This window comes from Aliirhizobium cellulosilyticum (genome assembly GCF_014198105.1).
GTDB classification, from domain to species: Bacteria; Pseudomonadota; Alphaproteobacteria; order Rhizobiales; family Rhizobiaceae; genus Neorhizobium; species Neorhizobium cellulosilyticum.
Map to the genome: position 1 here is coordinate 945,505 of NZ_JACIGW010000001.1, position 18,785 is coordinate 964,289.

Below are 18,785 nucleotides of genomic sequence, written 5' to 3' on the forward strand. Positions count from 1 at the left end.
CACGCCCAGTTCTTTTTAGGGGTATTCGTTGTCGCACTTTTTTCGATGCTATCAATTAGCATCGGCTGGTAAGCCTTTGTTTATCTGTAACTGTCAGGGATGCGTATGGTGCATGGCACCATTGCGTATTGTTGATGGTTTGAGATGATGAACACGATAAAAATCAAATTTCTTCTACCCGCCCTTTTTGGTATCACCGTTCTCATCCTTATTGTTCAGGGCGCATTGGGCATGCGATCGGTCGCTCAGATCGAGACGCAGGCGGACACGATCGGCCGCCGCATGGAGCGCGCTCTCCTGATCGCCAATATGGACCGTGTATTGTCCGATGTCCGGCAGCTTTATCTGATGACGCTTGCCGCGCCGAATGCCGCCGAGAAAAAGCAGATGATCGAGCGGCTTCAGGCGGCCAATAAAGTGCGTGCCGAAGCTTTCGACAATTACGAGCAGGGCATCACTATCCCGGCTGCGAAGGAAAAATACGCGGCCCTTCAGAAGCTCGTTGCCGATTATGACGCCATGGGCGCTCAGTTCGTCCAGCTGGTCAGCTCGTCGCGAGTTTACGAAGCCAGGGATATGATTGCCCAGATGGTGCCGAAGGGTGCCGAGGCTAGCGATGTGCTCAAGGGCCTGATCGATGACAACAAGGTTCGCAGCGTCGAGGACGGCCGGATCACCAAGGAGATGGCGCAGTTCGTCTATGTCTCGACGATCATCGGCGTTCTCTTTGCCGTTGCGATCGCTATCGGCGCAGCCATGCTCAGCCTTTTCCGCGTGACGCGCCCGATTACGGAAATCACCGATTCCATGCAGTCCCTGGCTGCGGGCAACAATCAGATCACCATTCCTTATGCCGGTCGCGCGGATGAAATCGGCGACATGGCAGCTGCTGTTGCCGTTTTCCGCGACAATGCGCTGGAGCGGGTTCGTCTTGAGGAACAGACCGAAGCCAACCGCTCGATGGGCGAGCGGGAGCGGATCGCCAACGAAGAGCGAAAGGCGCGTGAGGCGGCCGAAGTGTCGTTTGCCGTGGAGGCTCTGGCAGGCGGTCTGAAGAACCTTTCCGATGGTAACATGACGGTTCGTCTCGATCAGCAGTTCGCCGGTCAGTTGGATCAGTTGCGTGTCAACTTCAACGAATCGGTCGGCAAGCTGCAGACCGCACTGCGTTCGGTCGGCGACAATGCGCGAATGATCGATGCAGGTGCGAACGAAATCCGTTCTGCGGCCGACGATCTTTCCAAACGCACCGAACAGCAGGCGGCTTCCGTCGAGCAAACCGCTGCGGCGCTGGAGGAGGTGACGACGGCGGTGAAGGATTCGGCTGTGCGTGCCGGTGAAGCAGGCAAGTTGGTCGATCAGACGCGCGTCGGCGCCGAGCGCTCCGGCGAGGTCGTTCGCCAGGCCGTTGCCGCGATGGAAGCGATCGAGCAGTCCTCTGCAGAGATCGGCAATATTATCGGCGTGATCGACGACATCGCCTTCCAGACGAACCTGCTTGCTCTCAACGCCGGTGTCGAGGCCGCACGTGCCGGTGAAGCCGGCAAGGGCTTTGCTGTCGTGGCACAGGAAGTCCGCGAGCTTGCCCAGCGTTCTGCCAATGCCGCCCGCGAGATTAAGTCTCTCATCACCAAGTCCGGCGAAAAGGTGCGGGACGGCGTGACGCTGGTCGGTGAGACCGGCAAGGCGCTGGAGACGATCGTTTCCGAAGTGCAGCGGATCAACACCAATGTCGGCTCGATCGTGGTTTCGGCCCGCGAGCAGTCCACCGGTCTTTCCGAGATCAGTACTTCGGTTCATCACATGGACCAGGGCACGCAGCAGAACGCAGCGATGGTGGAGCAGACGACGGCGGCAAGCCACAGCCTTGCAACCCAGGCCGCGGCGCTGACCGAATTGCTGGCGCAGTTCAATCTCGGTGAAGGCACAAGGGCCGCCGGAACTGCGCCGAGCGCAGCCACACCTGCATCGCGCCCGGCCGTTTCACCTGCTCGTGCTCTTGGCAACCGGATCGCTTCGGCGTTCGGTGGCGGTTCCTCCGCTGCGGCTGTGAAGCAGGAATGGTCGGAATTCTAAGTTTCGCCTGACAAAATATGAACAAACGGCGGCTTCGGCCGCCGTTTGCGTGTCCGGCTCCCGGATATCCTTGCCGAAATGTAATCTCGGTGCCCTTTGCCGCATTGCGGAACCGGCATATATCCGTTGCCATGGCCATTACCCAGTTCTTCCGTTTTTTCGAGACACGTATTCGCCCCTTTGCCGAAAAGGGAGACCTGCGGCCGCCGGAAGGAACGATTGCCTTCATCTGGTTCTATGTACGGCAGGCCAAGACGCCATTTCTCGCCATGCTGGTTCTCGGTGGGCTGACGGCTGCTATCGAGGCAGCGCTGTTCTGGTTTGTCGGCCGTCTCGTCGATATTCTGGCCAGCATCGATCGCGCGCAGGGATGGGACGGTCTTCTGGCCGCGCATGGCTGGGAACTTGGCGGGATGCTGGTACTGATTGGCGTCGTACGCTTCCTGGTGACGTTGGCGACCGCGCTTGTCGATCAGCAGATCATCACGCCGGGGTTCTATAATCTGGTTCGCTGGCAGTCCTATCAGCACGTGGCGCGGCAATCCCTGTCCTTCTTCCAGAACGATTTTGCCGGACGGATCGTGACAAAGGTCTGGTCCGGCGGGCAGGCGGCGGGTGACCTTGTGACCTCGCTGATGGAAAGTGTCTGGTTCGTCTGCATCTATTCGGCGTCGATGCTGATGCTGGTCGGCGGACTCGATTGGCGGCTGGCGGTGCTGGTGCTGGCCTGGGTGGCGATCTTTGCCGCGCTCGCACGTTATTTCGTGCCGCGTATCCGCTACCATTCGAAGGAGACGGCGGAGGCTGCCTCGATGCTATCGGGCCGGATGGTCGACGCCTATAGCAATATCCAGACGCTGCGCCTGTTCGGTCGCGACGAGGCGAATGACCGCTACATGCGAGAGGGCTTCAACACGTTTCAGTCGACGACGCTGATGTTTACTCGGTTCATCACCGGCGTTCGGGCATCTATGGCGCTGCTATCGGGTGTGATGATCACGTCGATGGCGGCGCTTTGCATCCATCTCTGGCTGCAGGGCAATATCAGCGCTGGTGCGGTCGCCTTCACGCTGGCACTGGTGCTGCGGCTGAATTTCCTGCTTGGTCGCCTGATGACGCAGTTCAACGGGATCATGCGCAATTTCGGCACGGTACAGAACGCGGCCGAGCTGATTTCTCAGCCAATCGGGTTGACCGATGTGCCCAGCGCGCAGGCGCTCAAGGTCGAGCGGCCGCAGATCCGGTTCAATGACGTCAGTTTCCACTATGGAAAAGACAAGGGCGTCATCGATCATCTGAATCTGACCGTTCGTGCCGGTGAAAAGGTCGGCATTATCGGCCGGTCGGGAGCGGGCAAGTCGACGCTCGTCAATCTGCTCCTGCGGTTCTACGACCTGGAAGGCGGCCGGATCGAGATCGATGGCCAGGATATTTCCAAGGTCAGCCAGGAAACGCTGAGAGCACAGATAGGCATGGTCACTCAGGACACGTCGCTGCTGCATCGCTCTATCCGCGACAACATTCTTTTCGGCCGCCCGGATGCATCCGATGCGCAACTGCTTGCCGCGTCCGAAAAGGCGCAGGCGGACGAATTCATCGCCAATCTGGTGGACCAGCGCGGGCGCAGAGGTTTCGATGCGCATGTGGGCGAACGTGGCGTGAAGCTTTCGGGCGGGCAGAGGCAAAGGATCGCGATTGCCCGCGTCATGCTCAAGGATGCGCCGATCCTCATTCTCGACGAGGCGACCTCGGCGCTCGATTCAGAGGTGGAGGCCGCAATCCAAGCGAGCCTCGACGGTCTCATGCAAGGCAAGACAGTGCTTGCCATTGCCCATCGTCTATCAACAATTGCCATGCTCGACCGCTTGATCGTGATGGACAAGGGGCGGATCGTGGAAGAGGGGACGCATAGCGAACTGGTTTCCGCAGGCGGCCTTTATGCCGAACTCTGGTCACGCCAGACAGGCGGCTTTCTTGCCGCCGATGCCGCACAATAGGTCTTCACTGGTTGCTGATGACGAGATCTGCCATCAGTCCTGCATGATTTGACCCATAAGCGCTTGGCAGAGTGGAGATCGATCTGATCTTCAACGGCGCCCGGACATAGACATGGTCGATCGGCAGTCCGAACTTGCCGAGGCTGACAGGCCATGTCGGTGGTTCATATGATGCAGTTCTAAGCCCCGTCCAAGTAAAGAAGCTGCGGATATTGGGAGCCAGTGACGAGGCGTTGAAATCACCCGAAAGGACAAGCGGGCCTTGCATCTTTTCCATGGCGAGGGTGGCTTGCACCAGCTCTACGGTCTGGAATTCATCGAAATAGGGTTTGGTCGTGTGGATACCGGCAATATTGACCTTGTGTCCTCTGATTTCCGTTTCGGCCAGAATGAAGCGGTCGCTGAAGAGTGTGCTCAGGCTTCGGATCGTTCCTCGCTCGAGCGGTGTCTTCGACAACATCAGCTGATCGCATCCGGCGGTCAGAACACCGCAGCCAATATGGTAGGGATAGCTCGAGCCAAGCAATGAGAGGTGCGCCTCAAGTGGTTCGGCTTCCATGATGTTGACGACATCGGCGCCCGAATTGGCGATCATCCTCGCAATCGCTTCCCCGTTTTCCTCATTTTCCTTGAGGATGTTGAAGGAGAGCAGGCTGAAGCTCGGGGCATTGGCGTCGTTTTCCATCGCCATCCCTGTGTATTCCCGCCCCATGATTACGGCATGGCCGGCAAGGGCCAGCGATCCGGCGAGCAGAAGCAGGGAGACGATGTTGCGGTGGAGAGCTAGCGCAAAAAGCATGCTCAGGCTGCATGCCACGGCCGCGTGTAATTGGAGGCTGTGAAGCGTGGCGAACATCCAGTGTGGATGCGGGTATCGCGTGCCGATTGCCAGCATTACGAGCGACACGATGACGCAGATTGCAACGGAAAGGATCTTTCTTGAGGTCATGATCGGGTCCGAAGCTTCACTTGATTGATGAATTAGCACGCGCAAATGTCTCTTGCAACGCAACATGTTTGCTTCTCATGGCTGCGAAATGCGCTTGATCCAAATCAAGTTCCTCATTGATATCGCAGGTTAAATCATGGCCGCTGCATAGTGTCGCAAGACAATGTTGCAGTGCCCTGTCGATTACATGCCAAAATAGAAATCGTGTTCCTTCATCCGGTCGTAGGCCTTGCCAAGCGGCAAGTTTATCTGCGATCAAATCAAAGATCGCACTAGCTTGCTGGGGAATCGGTGTTCGATCTATGGTGACGGAGGTTGACCACAGCCAGGAGGAGGCATGCGGATGACAGGGACATTGCATGAGAGGATGGTTGAACCGTGAGTGAGCATAATCCAAGTGAAGGAACGGTGAGCGAACCCACGCGCCGCGATTTCCTCTATCTGACGACCGGCATGGCCGGCGCTGTGGGTGCTGCGGCCGTTGCATGGCCATTTATCGACCAGATGCGCCCGGATGCGTCGACACTGGCACTCGCCTCGATCGAGGTGAATGTCGCAGCGCTGCAACCAGGCATGTCGCTGACCGTCAAATGGCGCGGCAAGCCGGTGTTCATTCGCAACCGCACGCCCAAGGAACTAGAAGAAGCCAATGCCGTTCAACTGTCCGACCTGAAGGATCCCGTCGCCCGCAACGCCAATATCGCGGCGGATGCAGAGGCGACCGGCCTCGACCGGTCTGCCGGCGAAGGCAAGGAAAACTGGATCGTGATGATCGGCTCCTGCACCCATCTCGGTTGTGTTCCGCTTGGCCAGTCCGGCGATTTCAACGGATGGTTCTGTCCCTGCCATGGCTCGCATTACGATACTGCGGGCCGCATCCGAAAAGGTCCTGCACCGCAGAACCTTGCAATTCCGACATTCGCATTCGCAAGCGATACCGTGATCAGGATCGGGTGAGGGGCTGACATATGAGTGGACATTCGTCTTATCAACCGTCGACGGGGATCGAACGGTGGATCGACCAGCGGCTGCCTTTGCCGCGCATGGTGTATGACAGCTTCGTCGCCTATCCGGTGCCGCGAAACCTGAATTACGCCTATACATTCGGTGCGATGCTCTCGGTGATGCTGATCGTGCAGATCCTGAGTGGCGTCGTGCTGGCAATGCATTACACAGCCTCGACGGCCGAAGCTTTCGTCTCGGTTGAAAAGATCATGCGCGACGTCAATCATGGTTGGCTGCTGCGGTATATGCATTCCAACGGTGCATCCTTCTTCTTCATCGCGGTTTATCTGCATATTGCCCGCGGTCTCTATTACGGTTCATACAAGGCGCCGCGCGAAATCCTCTGGATTCTTGGTGTCGTCATCTATCTGCTGATGATGGCGACCGGCTTCATGGGCTATGTGCTTCCCTGGGGACAGATGTCTTTCTGGGGCGCAACGGTCATCACCGGTTTCTTCACCGCCTTCCCGTTGGTCGGCGAGTGGATCCAGCAGTTCCTGCTCGGCGGCTTTGCCGTCGATCAGCCGACGCTGAACCGGTTTTTCTCGCTTCACTACCTCTTGCCGTTCATGATCGCCGGCGTCGTCGTGCTGCACGTCTGGGCGCTGCATGTCACCGGCCAGACGAACCCGACTGGTGTCGAGGTGAAGTCGAAGACCGATACGGTGCCTTTCACGCCCTATGCGACGCTGAAAGACGCGTTCGGCGTGTCGGTCTTCCTGATCGTCTATGCCTGGTTCATCTTCTATATGCCGAACTATCTCGGCCATCCGGACAACTACATCCCGGCCGACGCCCTGAAGACTCCGGCGCATATCGTGCCCGAATGGTACTACCTGCCATTCTACGCGATGCTGCGTGCGATCACCTTCAATGTTGGACCGATTGACAGCAAGCTCGGCGGCGTGCTCGTCATGTTCGGTTCGATCATCATCCTGTTCTTCCTGCCCTGGCTTGATACGTCAAAGGTCAGATCGGCCGTCTACCGTCCCTGGTACAAGCTGTTCTTCTGGATCTTCGTTGCCAACTCGATCTTCCTCGGCTGGCTCGGTGCCATGCCGGCGGAAGGTGGCGGGCTCATCGCGCTGCTGTTCGGCGGCGATCTGAAGGGCAATTACGTCGGTTATTCGCAGCTGGGAACGCTCTATTACTTCGGCTTCTTCCTGGTGATCATGCCGCTTCTCGGCCTGTTCGAAACGCCACGGCGAATTCCGAACTCGATCACCGAAGCGGTGCTGGAGCAGAAGAGCAAGAAGGCAGGCTCGGATACGACCGAACCGGCCAAGGCCACGGCGTGAGCGCGGAGAGGGATCGACACATGAAAAAGCTTGCTACAAGCCTTCTCTCCCTGGCGCTTCTGGCCGGATTGGGCATCGCCCAGGCCAATGCTCAGGAAAACCACGAGGCCGCCGGGGCCGAAGCCCATGCGGAGGGTGCTACACCGCATTATCCGATCCACCATCCAAAGAATGTAAAATGGAGCTTTGCCGGACCTTTCGGCCATTACGACAAGCAGCAGCTTCAGCGTGGTTTGAAGGTCTATACGGAAGTCTGTTCCGCCTGCCATTCTATGGAGCTGGTGCCTTTCCGGACGCTGGGCGATCTCGGATATTCGGAAGCACAGGTGAAAGCCTTTGCCGCCAACTATCAGATCCAGGACGGACCGAATGACGATGGCGAAATGTTCGAACGTGCCGGTGTGCCGTCCGACCATTTTCCGTCTCCGTTCCCCAACCACCAGGCCGCCGCGGCGGCCAATAACGGGGCTGCACCGCCGGACTTCTCGCTGCTCGGCAAGGCACGCGGTATCACGCGCGGCTTCCCGCAATTCGTCGTCGATATCTTCACCCAGTATCAGGAAGGCGGCCCCGACTATATCTACTCGCTGATCACCGGCTATCAGGAGCCGCCAGCGGGTGTGGAAGTGCCGGAAGGTGGGCATTACAATCCCTATTTCGCCAATGCCGCCTCGCTTGCCATGGCCCCGCCGATCGCAGACGATCAGGTGACCTATGACGACGGCTCGCCGCAGACGGTGGACCAGTATGCCAAGGACATTGCTGCCTTCCTGATGTGGGCTGCGGAGCCGCATCTGGAAGAACGCAAGCGGACCGGTTTCATGGTCATGGTATTTCTGGTGATCTTCAGCGGGCTCATTTACCTGACGAAGAAGTCGGTCTATGCCAATAAGGAACATTGATCCGAAGCCGGGTCAAAGATAGAGAAGGCGGCTTCGGCCGCCTTTTTCATGTGCGCATCTTCAACAGGCCGCTCGTTCGACTGGTACGGAAAGATCCTGCCGCAAGACGACGGAGCTTTTTACGCAATTCCGGATGCAAAACCGGTTCCCACTTTTGCTGGAATTGCTTTAACAGGGTTATCATGACTGCCTCGACCAAAGACATTCTCGCCGCTGCGATCCGTTCCATTCCGGATTATCCCAAGCCCGGCATCATCTTTCGCGATATCACCACGTTGCTCGGTGATGCGGCGGCCTTCCGTCTGGCGGTGGATGAACTGGTCAAACCCTACGAAGGAATGGGCGTCGACAAGATCGCCGGCATGGAAGCGCGTGGCTTCATTTTGGGCGGCGCGATGGCACATCAGCTTTCGGCTGGTTTCGTGCCGATCCGCAAGAAGGGCAAGCTGCCCTATCGCACGGTCAGCATGGCCTATGCGCTGGAATACGGTACCGACGAGATGGAAATCCATGTCGATGCGGTAAAGCCTGGCGAAAAAGTGATCCTCTGCGACGACCTGATCGCGACCGGCGGTACTGCTGTCGGCGCCGTCAAGCTGCTGCGCCAGATCGGTGCGGAAGTCGTCTCCGCCTGCTTCGTCATCGACCTGCCGGATCTCGGCGGTCGCAAGAACCTCGAAGCGCTTGGCGTCGAGGTTCGCACATTGGCCGAGTTTTCCGGCCACTGACCTTTTGCAGGCCATGGCATAGTTCAAGCGCGTCGGGCTAACCCCCGGCGCGTTTTTGCAGATAAGCGGGCAGGATGTGGTGCTCGGTTAGTTCTGCCATAACAACGTCGCCCGGTTTCTCCGGATCTATCCAGCGCAGTTCCTCGATCTCGGCGGAACTGGCGATATGGGCATCTCCGCTCTCGATCAGAAAGACATCGGCGGACACGGTAAAACCCGCTTCATTGGCTGCGGGTGCCTCGAAATGGCCAAGCGGGTGCAGGTCGTCGAGCGATGCGTGCAGACCTATTTCCTCCACGAGTTCGCGCAGAAGAGCGGATGCCGGGCTTTCCTGTGGCTCGATCTTGCCTCCGGGCTGCATGAAGGCCGTGGTTGCCCGTTTGCGAACGAGAAGCGTTAAGCCATCGGTGCGGATGATAACGGCGGCTGCGATGCGGATTGTCTGCGTCATGTGGTCGAGCTTTCGAACAATAGCGGTGAGACGATATTCGCGATGAAATCCAGGACTTTCTCATCTTTCGACCATTCGCCGGACGCTTCGAATTCCGCGAGTTCGATGCCTAGGATCCGGTGTGTTGGAAGAGCGGAGAAAATTTCCCGGAGCGTATCGGGCAAGAGACCATCGGCAATCGCGTAGGCGGCCGGAATATGTCCGGGTTCAAGTACGTCCCAGTCGACATGGATACATATCTCCCGATCGCCGATTTCGGAAAGTATCGCCTGCGGCGTCGCGGTTGATGGGGGAATGATGCGCAGCCCGGCCTGTTTCATCAGGTCGGATTCGGCGGGATCGATATCTCTTCCGCCGACGACGATGACATTTTTCGGATCGATACCGCTGCCGTGGCCGCTCTCCCACATGCCGCAGGCTGCTGCCAGAACCATGCCGCCGAGATAACCGCTTTCCGTCGTGAAAGGCGTGTTGAAGTCTCCATGGGCATCGATCCAGAGGACGACCGCTTCCGGATGTGCCCGTGCTGCGACCGGCAGAGAGGCAAGGCTGGCGGCGCAGGTGTTGGCGACCATGAGTGGGCGATTGCCGCGATCGATCGTTTGCGAGATCGCCTGCCGTAACTCCGCCAGTGTGACGTTGGCCTCGGCAAGTGCCAAAGACCAATGGTCATCGCGTGCCGGTGAAATCTGGCCGATCTCGAGTGGTGCAAGTCCGGTGAGGCTGGAAACCAACTTTGCCGTCAATGCGGCTCCGGGAATGGCACCCGATGTCCGGTCGGCGATGCGTCCCTGCGAGACGATAAGTTCAAATGTCATGACAACCCAGGCTGATGATGCGGGAAGGAGGTTTTGCGCGGCCCTGCGGAGAAGAATAGTTCGTGATATTCTGTTGGATATAGCGATAGCCGTGCTTATGGCAAACTCAATTTTGACGCTGTTCCGGTTCTTCTGTTCCCCCAAATCCTTGGGGTTGTGAGAGAAGGCGGCGTTGATAGTCTTTCATTTTCCGAGGGAGAATCAGATGGACGTCACTGCGCTTGCCGGCTTTGCTGCCGCATTTCTCTTCTTCGCGGCCAGTCCCGGTCCGGATAACGTGACGATCGTTGCCCGTACCGTCGCACAGGGCGCCTTGTCGGGGATAGCCTATGGGGCAGGGACGTGCACCGGCATTCTCATGTTTCTGGCGCTGGCGGTTTTCGGCCTGTCGGTCGTCGCCAGCGAGATGGGTGTCGTTATGACTGTCCTGCGCTATGGCGGCGCGATCTATCTCGTGTGGACGGGGATCAGGCTCTGGATGGCTGAACCGGTGGTGCCGGCGCTTACGCCACAGGCGAATGGAAGCCTGTTCGGCGCCTATCTGACCGGCGTGGTTCTCAATCTTGGCAATCCCAAGATGCCGCTGTTCTATATCGCGCTGTTGCCGAATGTTGTCGGTACCGGGTTAGCCGTTGCTGATGGCGTGATGCTGGCCATGATCATTCTCGCCGTGGAAGTCGTCGTCGTGGGCGGGCATGTGGCGCTTGCCAGCCGCGCACGGCATGCGCTTCGCAATCCCCTTATCGTGCGGCGGGCCAATCGCGCTGCGGGGGCAGTGATGATCGGCGCAGGCGCTGCCGTGGTCGTTGCACGTTAATCGAATTCCAGAACGGTGCTCTCGAAGCGCAGAACGGTTTCGCCCTTCTGGTTGACGCCCTGATTGGCCGTCAGGTTGATCGACGTTCCTGGCCGCGACATCAGTGGGCGGCTTTCAATGAGCGTGACTGAATAGGTGATCGTATCGCCGGCATAAACGGGCTTCAGCCATTGCAGTTTCTTGAAACCGGGCGAGGGGCCGAGTTTTGGAGGTTCGATGCCTTCGGCTAGAAGCCGGGCATGTTCCTTGGCCCAGTAGGCGATAAACATCTTCATCCAGCCTGCGCAGGTATGCCATCCGGATGCGCACAGGCCGCCAAAGACAAAGTTCTTTGCTGCTTCCGGATCGGTATGAAAGGGCTGGGGATCGTATTTCTTTGCGAAGGCTATGATGTCTTCTGCGGTGAAGAGAAGCGAGCCGGTGACGACCGTCTGGCCGGGTAGGGAGACGTCGGCGACTTTCATGCCCTGTCTCCGGCGGTTACTGTTTCGTCGGCAGGGCGGGCGCGGAACATGATCGGGTTTTCGCCGCGCATGACGATTTCGTCGTTCTGGTTGATGACCTCGTGGAGAAATTTGACGAGGCCGAGACCGGGGCGCGAGCGAAGCGGACGTGCCTCGATCACCGTCGAGCGGCCGGAGAGCGTATCTCCCGCAAGAACGGGCTTTTTCCATTCCATGAATTCGATGCCGGGAGAGCCTTCCGACGAAGACTTCGCCAGCCAGCCGTCATACATCATGCGCATGAAGAGGCTTGCCGTGTGCCAGCCCGATGCCGCCAGTCCGCCGAGAATGCTGGCCTTGCCGGCCTCTTCGTCAAGATGCATCGGCTGCGGATCGAATTCGCTGGCGAATTCGATGATTGCCGCCGCATCGAGCGTGCATGACGCAAGCGGCAGAACGCGGCCGGGGGTGAAATCCTCGAGGTAAAGCATGGTGCGCCTCGGCAATGGAGAATGAGGCTACGGTCGGGAAACTCCCGGCCGTAGCGCATGGTTTTCGATCTTAGGTGTTGAAGCGGAAGTGGATGACGTCGCCATCGTTGACGACATATTCCTTGCCTTCGTCGCGGCCCTTGCCTGCTTCCTTGGCGCCGACTTCGCCCTTATAGGCGATGTAATCGTCGTAGGAGATGGTGAAGGCGCGGATGAAACCGCGTTCGAAATCGGTATGGATGACGCCAGCGGCCTGCGGTGCCTTGGTGCCGCGACGGATCGTCCAGGCACGGCATTCCTTCGGGCCGACGGTGAAATAGGTGATCAGGTCGAGCAGGTGGTAACCTGCGCGGATCAGGCGGTCGAGGCCGGCTTCTTCAAGGCCAAGTGCGCCGAGGAACTCCTTGGCTTCCTCATCGGGAAGCTGGGCGACTTCGGATTCGATCGCGGCCGAGATGATGACGCATTCGGCGCCCTGAGCCTTTGCCATTTCGGCGACGGCCTTGGTGTGCTCGTTGCCATCGACAGCATCGCCTTCGGCGACGTTGCAGACATAAAGGACCGGATGCGAGGTCAGGAGGTTGAGGCTCTTGAGGATCTCGATCTCTTCCGGTGCCAGCGTCTTCAGGAGAATACGGGCCGGCTTGCCTTCGTTCAGAAGCTTGATGACTTCTTCCATCACCGGCAACTGGGCGATCGATTCCTTGTCCTTGCCGGTGGCTCGCTTGCGGGTCTGTTCGACGCGGCGCTCCAGGCTTTCGAGGTCGGCGAGCATCAGCTCGGTCTCGATCGTGTCGGCGTCGCCAACCGGGTTGATCTTGCCCTCGACATGGGTGATGTCGTCATCTTCGAAGCAGCGCAGCACGTGGACGACGGCGTCGACTTCGCGGATATTGGCAAGGAACTTATTGCCCAGGCCTTCGCCCTTCGATGCACCGCGCACGAGGCCGGCGATGTCGACGAAGGAGATGCGGGTCGGGATGATTTCCTTCGAACCGGCGATCGTCGCAAGCTTCTGCATGCGCGCATCCGGAACAGCAACTTCACCGGTGTTCGGCTCGATCGTGCAGAACGGATAGTTCGCAGCCTGCGCGGCAGCCGTCTTTGTCAGTGCGTTGAAAAGGGTGGACTTGCCGACATTGGGCAGTCCGACGATACCGCATTTAAAGCCCATCGGGGATGAAACCTATCGTTTAACTGAGTTTGCAGTGGCTATGGGGGAAAGTGCCCTGCGGGTCAAGGCTTGCGATATTCTGCATCCGTCTCAGGAGACGCTATGGCTTGAAATCTTCCTGCTGCGGCGCAAGATAACTCATATGCCCGATTGAGGCTTTCCTCACATGGAGGTCAAGCTGATGGCCGAAGATACGGTTCTCGCCCCGAAAACGAAATCGAAACCAAAGCTGGAGCGGCCCAAGCTCTACAAAGTCATATTGCTGAACGACGACTACACGCCGCGTGGGTTTGTTACGATGGTACTTAAGGCCGTTTTCCGTATGAGCGAGGAGACGGGCTTGCGGGTGATGATGACCGCTCACCGGCTTGGTTCCTGTGTGGTCGTCGTCTGCGCAAAGGATATTGCCGAAACGAAGGCCAAGGAGGCGGTGGATCTCGCGAAGGAAGCGGGCTATCCGCTGATGTTCACCACCGAGCCGGAGGAGTAACTTCTCCCGGCTATTGTGTAATCGGCCGATAGAGGAAATCATCGGGCAGACCCAGCCTTCGGCAAGCCTGGACCGGTGGAGAGAATTTGAGCACCAGTCTATCGGCCGTGCGGGCGGCAATTTTCACGGTGGCGCGTTCGAGATGCGTCAATGACCATTTGCGGCCAAGCTCCAGCCGCTGCCTGATCCACTCCGGCAGGATCTCGATGGCCGCCTTGAGCAGGAGCAATTGTAGCGGGCGTGCCGGCCCTGGAAGGGCTGAGACCGTGCGCATGATGTAGAGAAATTCGCCGATGATGGGTGATGGTTCAAGCCGCGAGCCCTTGGAAGCGAAGAGCAGGTCGAGTTCCATCTGGGATGCAGGCGCGCCACGTGCGCCGTAAAGCTCTGCGGCTGGTCGTGCCTCGCGGAACAGGGAATCGCGTTCATCTGCGGACAATGGCCGCACAAATCGGTGATATGCCTGCATGAAGCCGAAGCCGGTGGTCGCCTGCACCCAATCCAGCAGCTCGCGATCGTTGGCGTTGTAAGCCTCACCATTGCTGGTGCGCCCATCCACCCTGCTGTGGCGCCGTACGACGCCGGCAATCATCGCTTCAGCCTGGCTGCGGGCGCCATAGACTGTGACCATGGCCGCCAGACCTGTTCGCTGGAGGCGTGTCAGTGCATCGTGTCGGAAAGTGCTGTGCTGCCAGACGCCGTCACGAACCTTGGGTTCTGCAAATTCCAGCAGGACGGCGGCAATTCCGCCGATGAACAAGGAGATCTGATTCTTGAAGATACGCCAGGAGACCGAGTCCGCAGCCGTCAGTGCCGCTTCCCCTTTTGGGGTAGAGAAGTCGATGGTCGGACCTGCACTGTTGATAAGCCGTGCGGTCGTGCGATCTATCCGGTCATGCAGCAGGCCGGGAAGAGGCAGGGGGCAGTGTGATGAAACATCGAGAACTCCTTTTCGCGGGAAAGCGGAAAAGGGACATTTGTTCCAGTTTATATGATTTATTGTCGTATTTTAGGGCCGTTTCAAGTGCGCGCGCTTCAACTCAATTTTCCTTGCCTCCGAACATCTTCTTCAGCATTTCGGCCATCGGGCCAGATGTCGGCAGGTTCGGCTTTCCGCCATTACGAGCCTGACGGATGTGGGATTGGCCCGCCGGTTTTGGGGGCTGCGGCTGTTTTGCCGCCGGTTTTTCCGGCTCCGGCTTGCCGCCTACGGCAAGCGTCAGCTTGTTCATCAACTGCGAGTCCTCGCCTTTGACCAGCATCCCGGCATTGTCGGCGATCGCGTTCATCAGCGGTTCCAGCCAGACCTTGTCAGACTTGGCGAAATCTCCCAGGACATGTCCGTGCACCAGTTCCTTGTTTCCAGGGTGACCGATGCCGATGCGCAGCCGGCGATAATCCTTGCCGCAATGGGCGTCGAGCGATTTGATGCCGTTGTGCCCGCCGTGGCCTCCGGCTGTCTTGAGCCGCGTTCTTCCCGGTGGCAGATCGAGTTCATCGTAGATCGCGACGATATTTGCCGGCGTCAGCTTGTAGAAGCGCATGGCCTCGCCAACGGCCTCGCCCGAGAGGTTCATGAAGGTCTGCGGCTTCATCAACAGAACCTTCTCGCCATCGATCTCGCCTTCCGAGATCACTGCCTTGAACTTCTTCGACCAAGGCGAAAAGCCCGCACGTCGCTGAATGGCGTCGACAGCCATGAAACCGACATTGTGGCGGTTGCCTGCGTATTGCGCTCCGGGATTGCCAAGGCCAGCAATGATCAACATTGAAACTCTCCGTCTTTCTGCGCTCTGTCACCACCGCGAAATGACGGCACTGTCAATGTCTATGTGTCTATTTTTCCCACAAGCGGAGGGGCTTCAGTCCGTAGCGCCGGAGAATTTCATCCTGGCCTTTTTCGCGGATGAGTGCATCCAGTCCATCCTGCATGCGGGTGATCATGTCATCGGGCATCTGCTTGTTGCAGGCCATGCCAAAGTGACTTTCCGAAAAGGGCAGAGCGATTTCCACCGGCTTTCCCTCGAGTTTTAGCCTTTCAAAGATGTTGTCCGACATCGGCATCATGTCAACGCGTCGCTCCAGGAGCTTGTTGAGCGTGATTTCGAAATCCGAGCTCAGATCGATCGAGGGAAAACCCCGTTCGCGCAACAGGGTCTCCGTGAAGTCCGCGCGGTGCGTGCCTATTGTGTAGCGCTTGGCTTCGTCGAGTGTGCTTGCCGTAACACTCGACCCCTTAAGGCGTACCAGTACATGCCGGCTGATGCTTAAGGGGGTCACCCATTTGAACCGGTCTTCCCGTTCTGGAATACGCGCAGCGGAAAAGGCGCAGTGCATGGGCAAAGTCTCGGCCAGGGTGATTGCTCTTGCCCAAGGCATTATCTCCATGGTGAACGGAATACCTGCCTTCCCCATCAGAGCGGCGACCTGTTCTACACTGGACCCGCTATATGTTCCGTCTGCGTTACGATAGATGAACGGAGGATATGATTCAGTCGTGAGCGTCACCGCAGTCTGGGCAAGGGCGGGTGCTGTCGCTCCGAGCATGCCGATCAGTGCAATCATCATCTTCATCGCGGGCCTCCGAAATGTTACTGGAAGCGTCGTGCCTCGAAGCTTGAGGCGCTCTGTCATATGCGCTCTGTACGCTTCATGTCTCAATATCACCGCTTGTTCCTACACATGCACAACTGCGCAGTTGGCATGCATATCTAATTGTGACATTTCCCCGTTCAGCTGGCGAGCGATGCCTTGCTGGGATGTCCAGAAAAATCTGCCAGCAAGTCATTGATTTCGCGAGGCCTAGAGAAGTGGTAGCCCTGTGCGTAGTCGACGCCGATCTGCATCAGCTGTTGCCGCTGCTGCGCAGTTTCGACGCCTTCCGCCACGACCTTACACTGCATCTGATGCGAAATGGTCGTAATGCCTTCGATCAGCATCCTGCTTTTTCGCTCCAAATCGCTGTCACCACCAAGGAGCGACTGAACGAAGGATTGATCAATTTTGACGATATCGACAGGGAACCGGTTCAGATAGCTAAGAGATGAATAGCCGGTGCCGAAATCGTCCAAGGCGATGCGGCAACCGAGATCGTGCAGCTCGGAAAGAGTTCTGCGAATCTCCGGGTCGTCATGCATCAATACAGCCTCGGTGATTTCGATCACAAGGCGGGCCGGCAGGATTCCCCCTTCACCCAGCATTCTGGTCAGGCGCGCGGGAAGGCAGCGTTCGAATTGCAAGGGCGAAAAGTTCACGGCGACATATGTGTCGCCAAGGCCAGGAAGGCGAGAAACGCGATTGAGATTGGCGATTGCATCTTCAAGAATAAGATTGCCGATCGCGGCAATCGATCCGTTTTCTTCCGCAACGCTGACTAGCGGACCCGGGGGAAGCAAGCCCTTGCGAGGGTGGCGAAGACGCATGAGTGCTTCGAACCCGACCGGTATGCCAGTTGCCATGCCTACGATCGGCTGAAAATGCGCTTCGAACCAGTTGGCTGCAATTCCTACTTCGATGTCGCTTTCAATTTCGGCTTTTTCCCTGGTTCTTGTCAGGATAGCGGGATCGTAGACTCTGGCGCCGTTCTTACCGTCACGTTTGCGGGCATACATGGCCAGATCGGATTTCTGCAGCAGATCGGCGGCAGTCGCTGCGTGTTGCGGATAAAAGGCGACACCCACGCTGGCGCTCAGCCTTATGCCGGTTCCTTCGATACGAAACGGCGATTCGAACATGTCGATAATCTGCTGGCACAGATCAGCACTGCGGCTTTCGGCGTCCGGGCCGGCGATTACGATGGCGAATTCGTCGCCGCCAAGTCTGGAGACTGTATCTGTGTCGTGCAGCATGGGTTGCAGCCTTACAACGAACTCCTGCAGAACGAGGTCGCCCGCTGCGTGCCCATGATTGTCGTTGATCGCCTTGAAGCGATCGAGGTCGACGAAGAGGCAGGCGAGCTGGGTCGCCATCCGGTCGGCTTCGACGATATGACGGTCCAGAGCGGCTTCGAAACCCTGCCTGTTCAGCAGTCCTGTCAAATGGTCGGTTATCGCCTGCTGATGGTTGCGGAATTCGGATTGCTTTAGTTCGGTGACGTCGGTCATGACACTCAACGAGCCGGCAAGATGGGTGGTGGTTGCGCCAAGATCAGCTTCGGCGATCAGGACATCAAGGATGCGGCCGTTCTTGCACAGGAAGCGTACGGTAATTTCTATCGTAACGCATTGGGCCGCTGTGTGCCTTCTGCGATTTTCAAAAGAAGCCCGGTCTGGGGCGAAAAGGAAATCCGAAAAATGCTGTCCGATAACTTCTTCTCGCTGGTAGCCTGTGGCCAATAGCCAGTAGTCGCTCACGGCAGCCACTGTGTCGCCCGCGGTCAATGAGAACAGCATTGCCGGCGTGAGGTTGTAAATTTCGATCGTCTGCTGATGGGCTCGCTTCAGTTCCTTTTCCTCGCGCTCCAGAAGGAACTGCATCTCGTTGAAACTCTTTGCCAATCTCCCCATCTCATCGGCGGAGCGCCAGTCGACGTGGTGTCGCGAGCCAAGTCTGCGGGTGGCCTCGATTGCGGCTGTCAGACGTGTCAAAGGGCGAACGACCATGATCCTGTTGCCGAAAACGGCAGCGCCGAACACAGTCAGGATAGCGATGATGAAAATGGATATGAACGCAAACTCGATCTGATGCAGGCCCGAGAACCAATTGGCAACCGGGACGTAGATCGTCAAAGTGCCGACTTCACGAGGTCCCTGCAGGGATCGATAGATCACCGTCTGGCTGCGCGCTTCGAGAGTATTGAGTTCTGGCGCTCCGGCAACGGCTTCGAAGACGTTGAGCTTGCCCGTGGTGTCATTGATCTGAACGGCGTGGACCATCTGATCAAGCAGCATCATTTGCGCGACCTGGCTGATGCTGTCCAGATCCAGGTCCCATAGCGGTTTTCCGAGTGCCTGGGTGTTGCTGTTCATCACGACATCAACATGCTCACCGATGCTCTGGGAAGCCTGTTGGGACGAAAGGGCGAGGAAAAGCGTAAAAAGCGGAGCCACGACGACGAGAAGCGCGCCAGATATTATGGCAATGAAACGACTCTCAACAGAATGAGTCATTTGTTTTCCCCGGCCCAATATTGCTCTTTTTAAAATAC

General features: G+C 57.9%; 18 protein-coding genes. 8 read left to right on the forward strand and 10 right to left on the reverse strand.

Annotated elements, in window-relative coordinates; genetic code table 11:
* Positions 1-144: 144 nt before the first annotated feature.
* A complete protein-coding gene (locus GGE33_RS04435) occupies positions 145-2,076 on the forward strand; it encodes a methyl-accepting chemotaxis protein (RefSeq protein WP_394353615.1) in 1,932 nt (643 codons plus the stop codon).
* 131 nt (positions 2,077-2,207) lie between these two features.
* Positions 2,208-4,073, forward strand: coding sequence for an ABC transporter ATP-binding protein (locus GGE33_RS04440; protein WP_246435732.1), 1,866 nt, complete (start codon positions 2,208-2,210; stop codon positions 4,071-4,073).
* A 4-nt stretch (positions 4,074-4,077) separates the two neighbouring features.
* On the opposite strand, the gene GGE33_RS04445 is transcribed toward GGE33_RS04440, so the two are convergent.
* Positions 4,078-5,022 carry an endonuclease/exonuclease/phosphatase family protein gene (locus GGE33_RS04445; RefSeq protein ID WP_183821391.1) on the reverse strand — a complete coding sequence of 315 codons (945 nt, stop codon included), beginning with the start codon at positions 5,020-5,022 and terminating at the stop codon, positions 4,078-4,080.
* Positions 5,023-5,400: 378 nt separating this feature from the next.
* On the opposite strand from GGE33_RS04445, the gene petA reads away from it, so the two are divergent.
* The 4 genes from petA to GGE33_RS04465 all read left to right on the forward strand — a co-directional run bounded on the left by petA (position 5,401) and on the right by GGE33_RS04465 (position 8,955).
* Positions 5,401-5,979: a ubiquinol-cytochrome c reductase iron-sulfur subunit gene (gene petA, locus GGE33_RS04450; RefSeq protein ID WP_148147486.1), complete on the forward strand. Its 579-nt coding sequence runs from the start codon at positions 5,401-5,403 to the stop codon at positions 5,977-5,979.
* An 11-nt stretch (positions 5,980-5,990) separates the two neighbouring features.
* On the forward strand, positions 5,991-7,325 hold the full coding sequence (locus tag GGE33_RS04455) for a cytochrome b (RefSeq protein WP_183821392.1): 1,335 nt from the start codon (positions 5,991-5,993) through the stop codon (positions 7,323-7,325).
* 20 nt (positions 7,326-7,345) lie between these two features.
* Positions 7,346-8,227: a cytochrome c1 gene (locus tag GGE33_RS04460; RefSeq protein ID WP_148147488.1), complete on the forward strand. Its 882-nt coding sequence runs from the start codon at positions 7,346-7,348 to the stop codon at positions 8,225-8,227.
* Between the two features lie 182 nt (positions 8,228-8,409).
* Positions 8,410-8,955 (forward strand): adenine phosphoribosyltransferase, encoded by a 546-nt coding sequence (locus tag GGE33_RS04465; RefSeq protein WP_148147489.1) that lies wholly within the window; start codon positions 8,410-8,412, stop codon positions 8,953-8,955.
* A 37-nt stretch (positions 8,956-8,992) separates the two neighbouring features.
* Here GGE33_RS04465 and GGE33_RS04470 read toward each other — a convergent pair whose 3' ends face one another.
* Together GGE33_RS04470 and GGE33_RS04475 are read right to left on the reverse strand one after the other, a co-directional pair.
* The gene (locus tag GGE33_RS04470) at positions 8,993-9,406 is read right to left on the reverse strand and encodes an NUDIX hydrolase (protein ID WP_183821393.1); all 414 of its coding nucleotides are present in this window, start codon (positions 9,404-9,406) and stop codon (positions 8,993-8,995) included.
* A complete protein-coding gene (locus GGE33_RS04475; RefSeq protein ID WP_183821394.1) occupies positions 9,403-10,224 on the reverse strand; it encodes an arginase family protein in 822 nt (273 codons plus the stop codon). Before GGE33_RS04475 ends, GGE33_RS04470 begins: the two co-directional genes overlap by 4 nt.
* A 205-nt stretch (positions 10,225-10,429) precedes the next feature.
* Between GGE33_RS04475 and GGE33_RS04480 the strand changes: the two genes are divergently transcribed.
* Positions 10,430-11,041: a LysE family translocator gene (locus GGE33_RS04480; RefSeq protein WP_148147492.1), complete on the forward strand. Its 612-nt coding sequence runs from the start codon at positions 10,430-10,432 to the stop codon at positions 11,039-11,041.
* Here GGE33_RS04480 and GGE33_RS04485 read toward each other — a convergent pair.
* From GGE33_RS04485 to ychF, 3 genes are all read right to left on the reverse strand, one after another.
* Positions 11,038-11,505, reverse strand: a complete 468-nt coding sequence (locus GGE33_RS04485; RefSeq protein ID WP_183821395.1) for a MaoC family dehydratase — start codon at positions 11,503-11,505, stop codon at positions 11,038-11,040. The genes GGE33_RS04480 and GGE33_RS04485 overlap by 4 nt on opposite strands.
* On the reverse strand, positions 11,502-11,975 hold the full coding sequence (locus GGE33_RS04490) for a MaoC family dehydratase (protein ID WP_148147494.1): 474 nt from the start codon (positions 11,973-11,975) through the stop codon (positions 11,502-11,504). The genes GGE33_RS04485 and GGE33_RS04490 overlap by 4 nt, the downstream gene beginning before the upstream one ends.
* A 70-nt stretch (positions 11,976-12,045) precedes the next feature.
* Positions 12,046-13,149 carry a redox-regulated ATPase YchF gene (gene ychF, locus GGE33_RS04495; protein WP_148147495.1) on the reverse strand — a complete coding sequence of 368 codons (1,104 nt, stop codon included), beginning with the start codon at positions 13,147-13,149 and terminating at the stop codon, positions 12,046-12,048.
* Positions 13,150-13,330: 181 nt separating this feature from the next.
* Here ychF and clpS point away from each other — a divergent pair, with 181 nt between their 5' ends.
* Positions 13,331-13,639 (forward strand): ATP-dependent Clp protease adapter ClpS, encoded by a 309-nt coding sequence (gene clpS / locus GGE33_RS04500; protein ID WP_148147496.1) that lies wholly within the window; start codon positions 13,331-13,333, stop codon positions 13,637-13,639.
* 10 nt (positions 13,640-13,649) lie between these two features.
* Here clpS and GGE33_RS04505 read toward each other — a convergent pair whose 3' ends face one another.
* From GGE33_RS04505 to GGE33_RS04520, 4 genes are all read right to left on the reverse strand, one after another.
* On the reverse strand, positions 13,650-14,558 hold the full coding sequence (locus GGE33_RS04505) for an oxygenase MpaB family protein (RefSeq protein WP_425486656.1): 909 nt from the start codon (positions 14,556-14,558) through the stop codon (positions 13,650-13,652).
* A gap of 121 nt (positions 14,559-14,679) precedes the next feature.
* Entirely contained in the window at positions 14,680-15,408 is a 729-nt protein-coding gene (gene pth, locus GGE33_RS04510) for an aminoacyl-tRNA hydrolase (RefSeq protein ID WP_183821396.1), read from the reverse strand.
* Positions 15,409-15,475: 67 nt separating this feature from the next.
* Positions 15,476-16,213, reverse strand: coding sequence for a substrate-binding periplasmic protein (locus GGE33_RS04515; RefSeq protein WP_148147499.1), 738 nt, complete (start codon positions 16,211-16,213; stop codon positions 15,476-15,478).
* Between the two features lie 158 nt (positions 16,214-16,371).
* Entirely contained in the window at positions 16,372-18,747 is a 2,376-nt protein-coding gene (locus GGE33_RS04520; RefSeq protein ID WP_183821397.1) for a putative bifunctional diguanylate cyclase/phosphodiesterase, read from the reverse strand.
* Between the last annotated feature and the right edge of the window lie 38 nt (positions 18,748-18,785).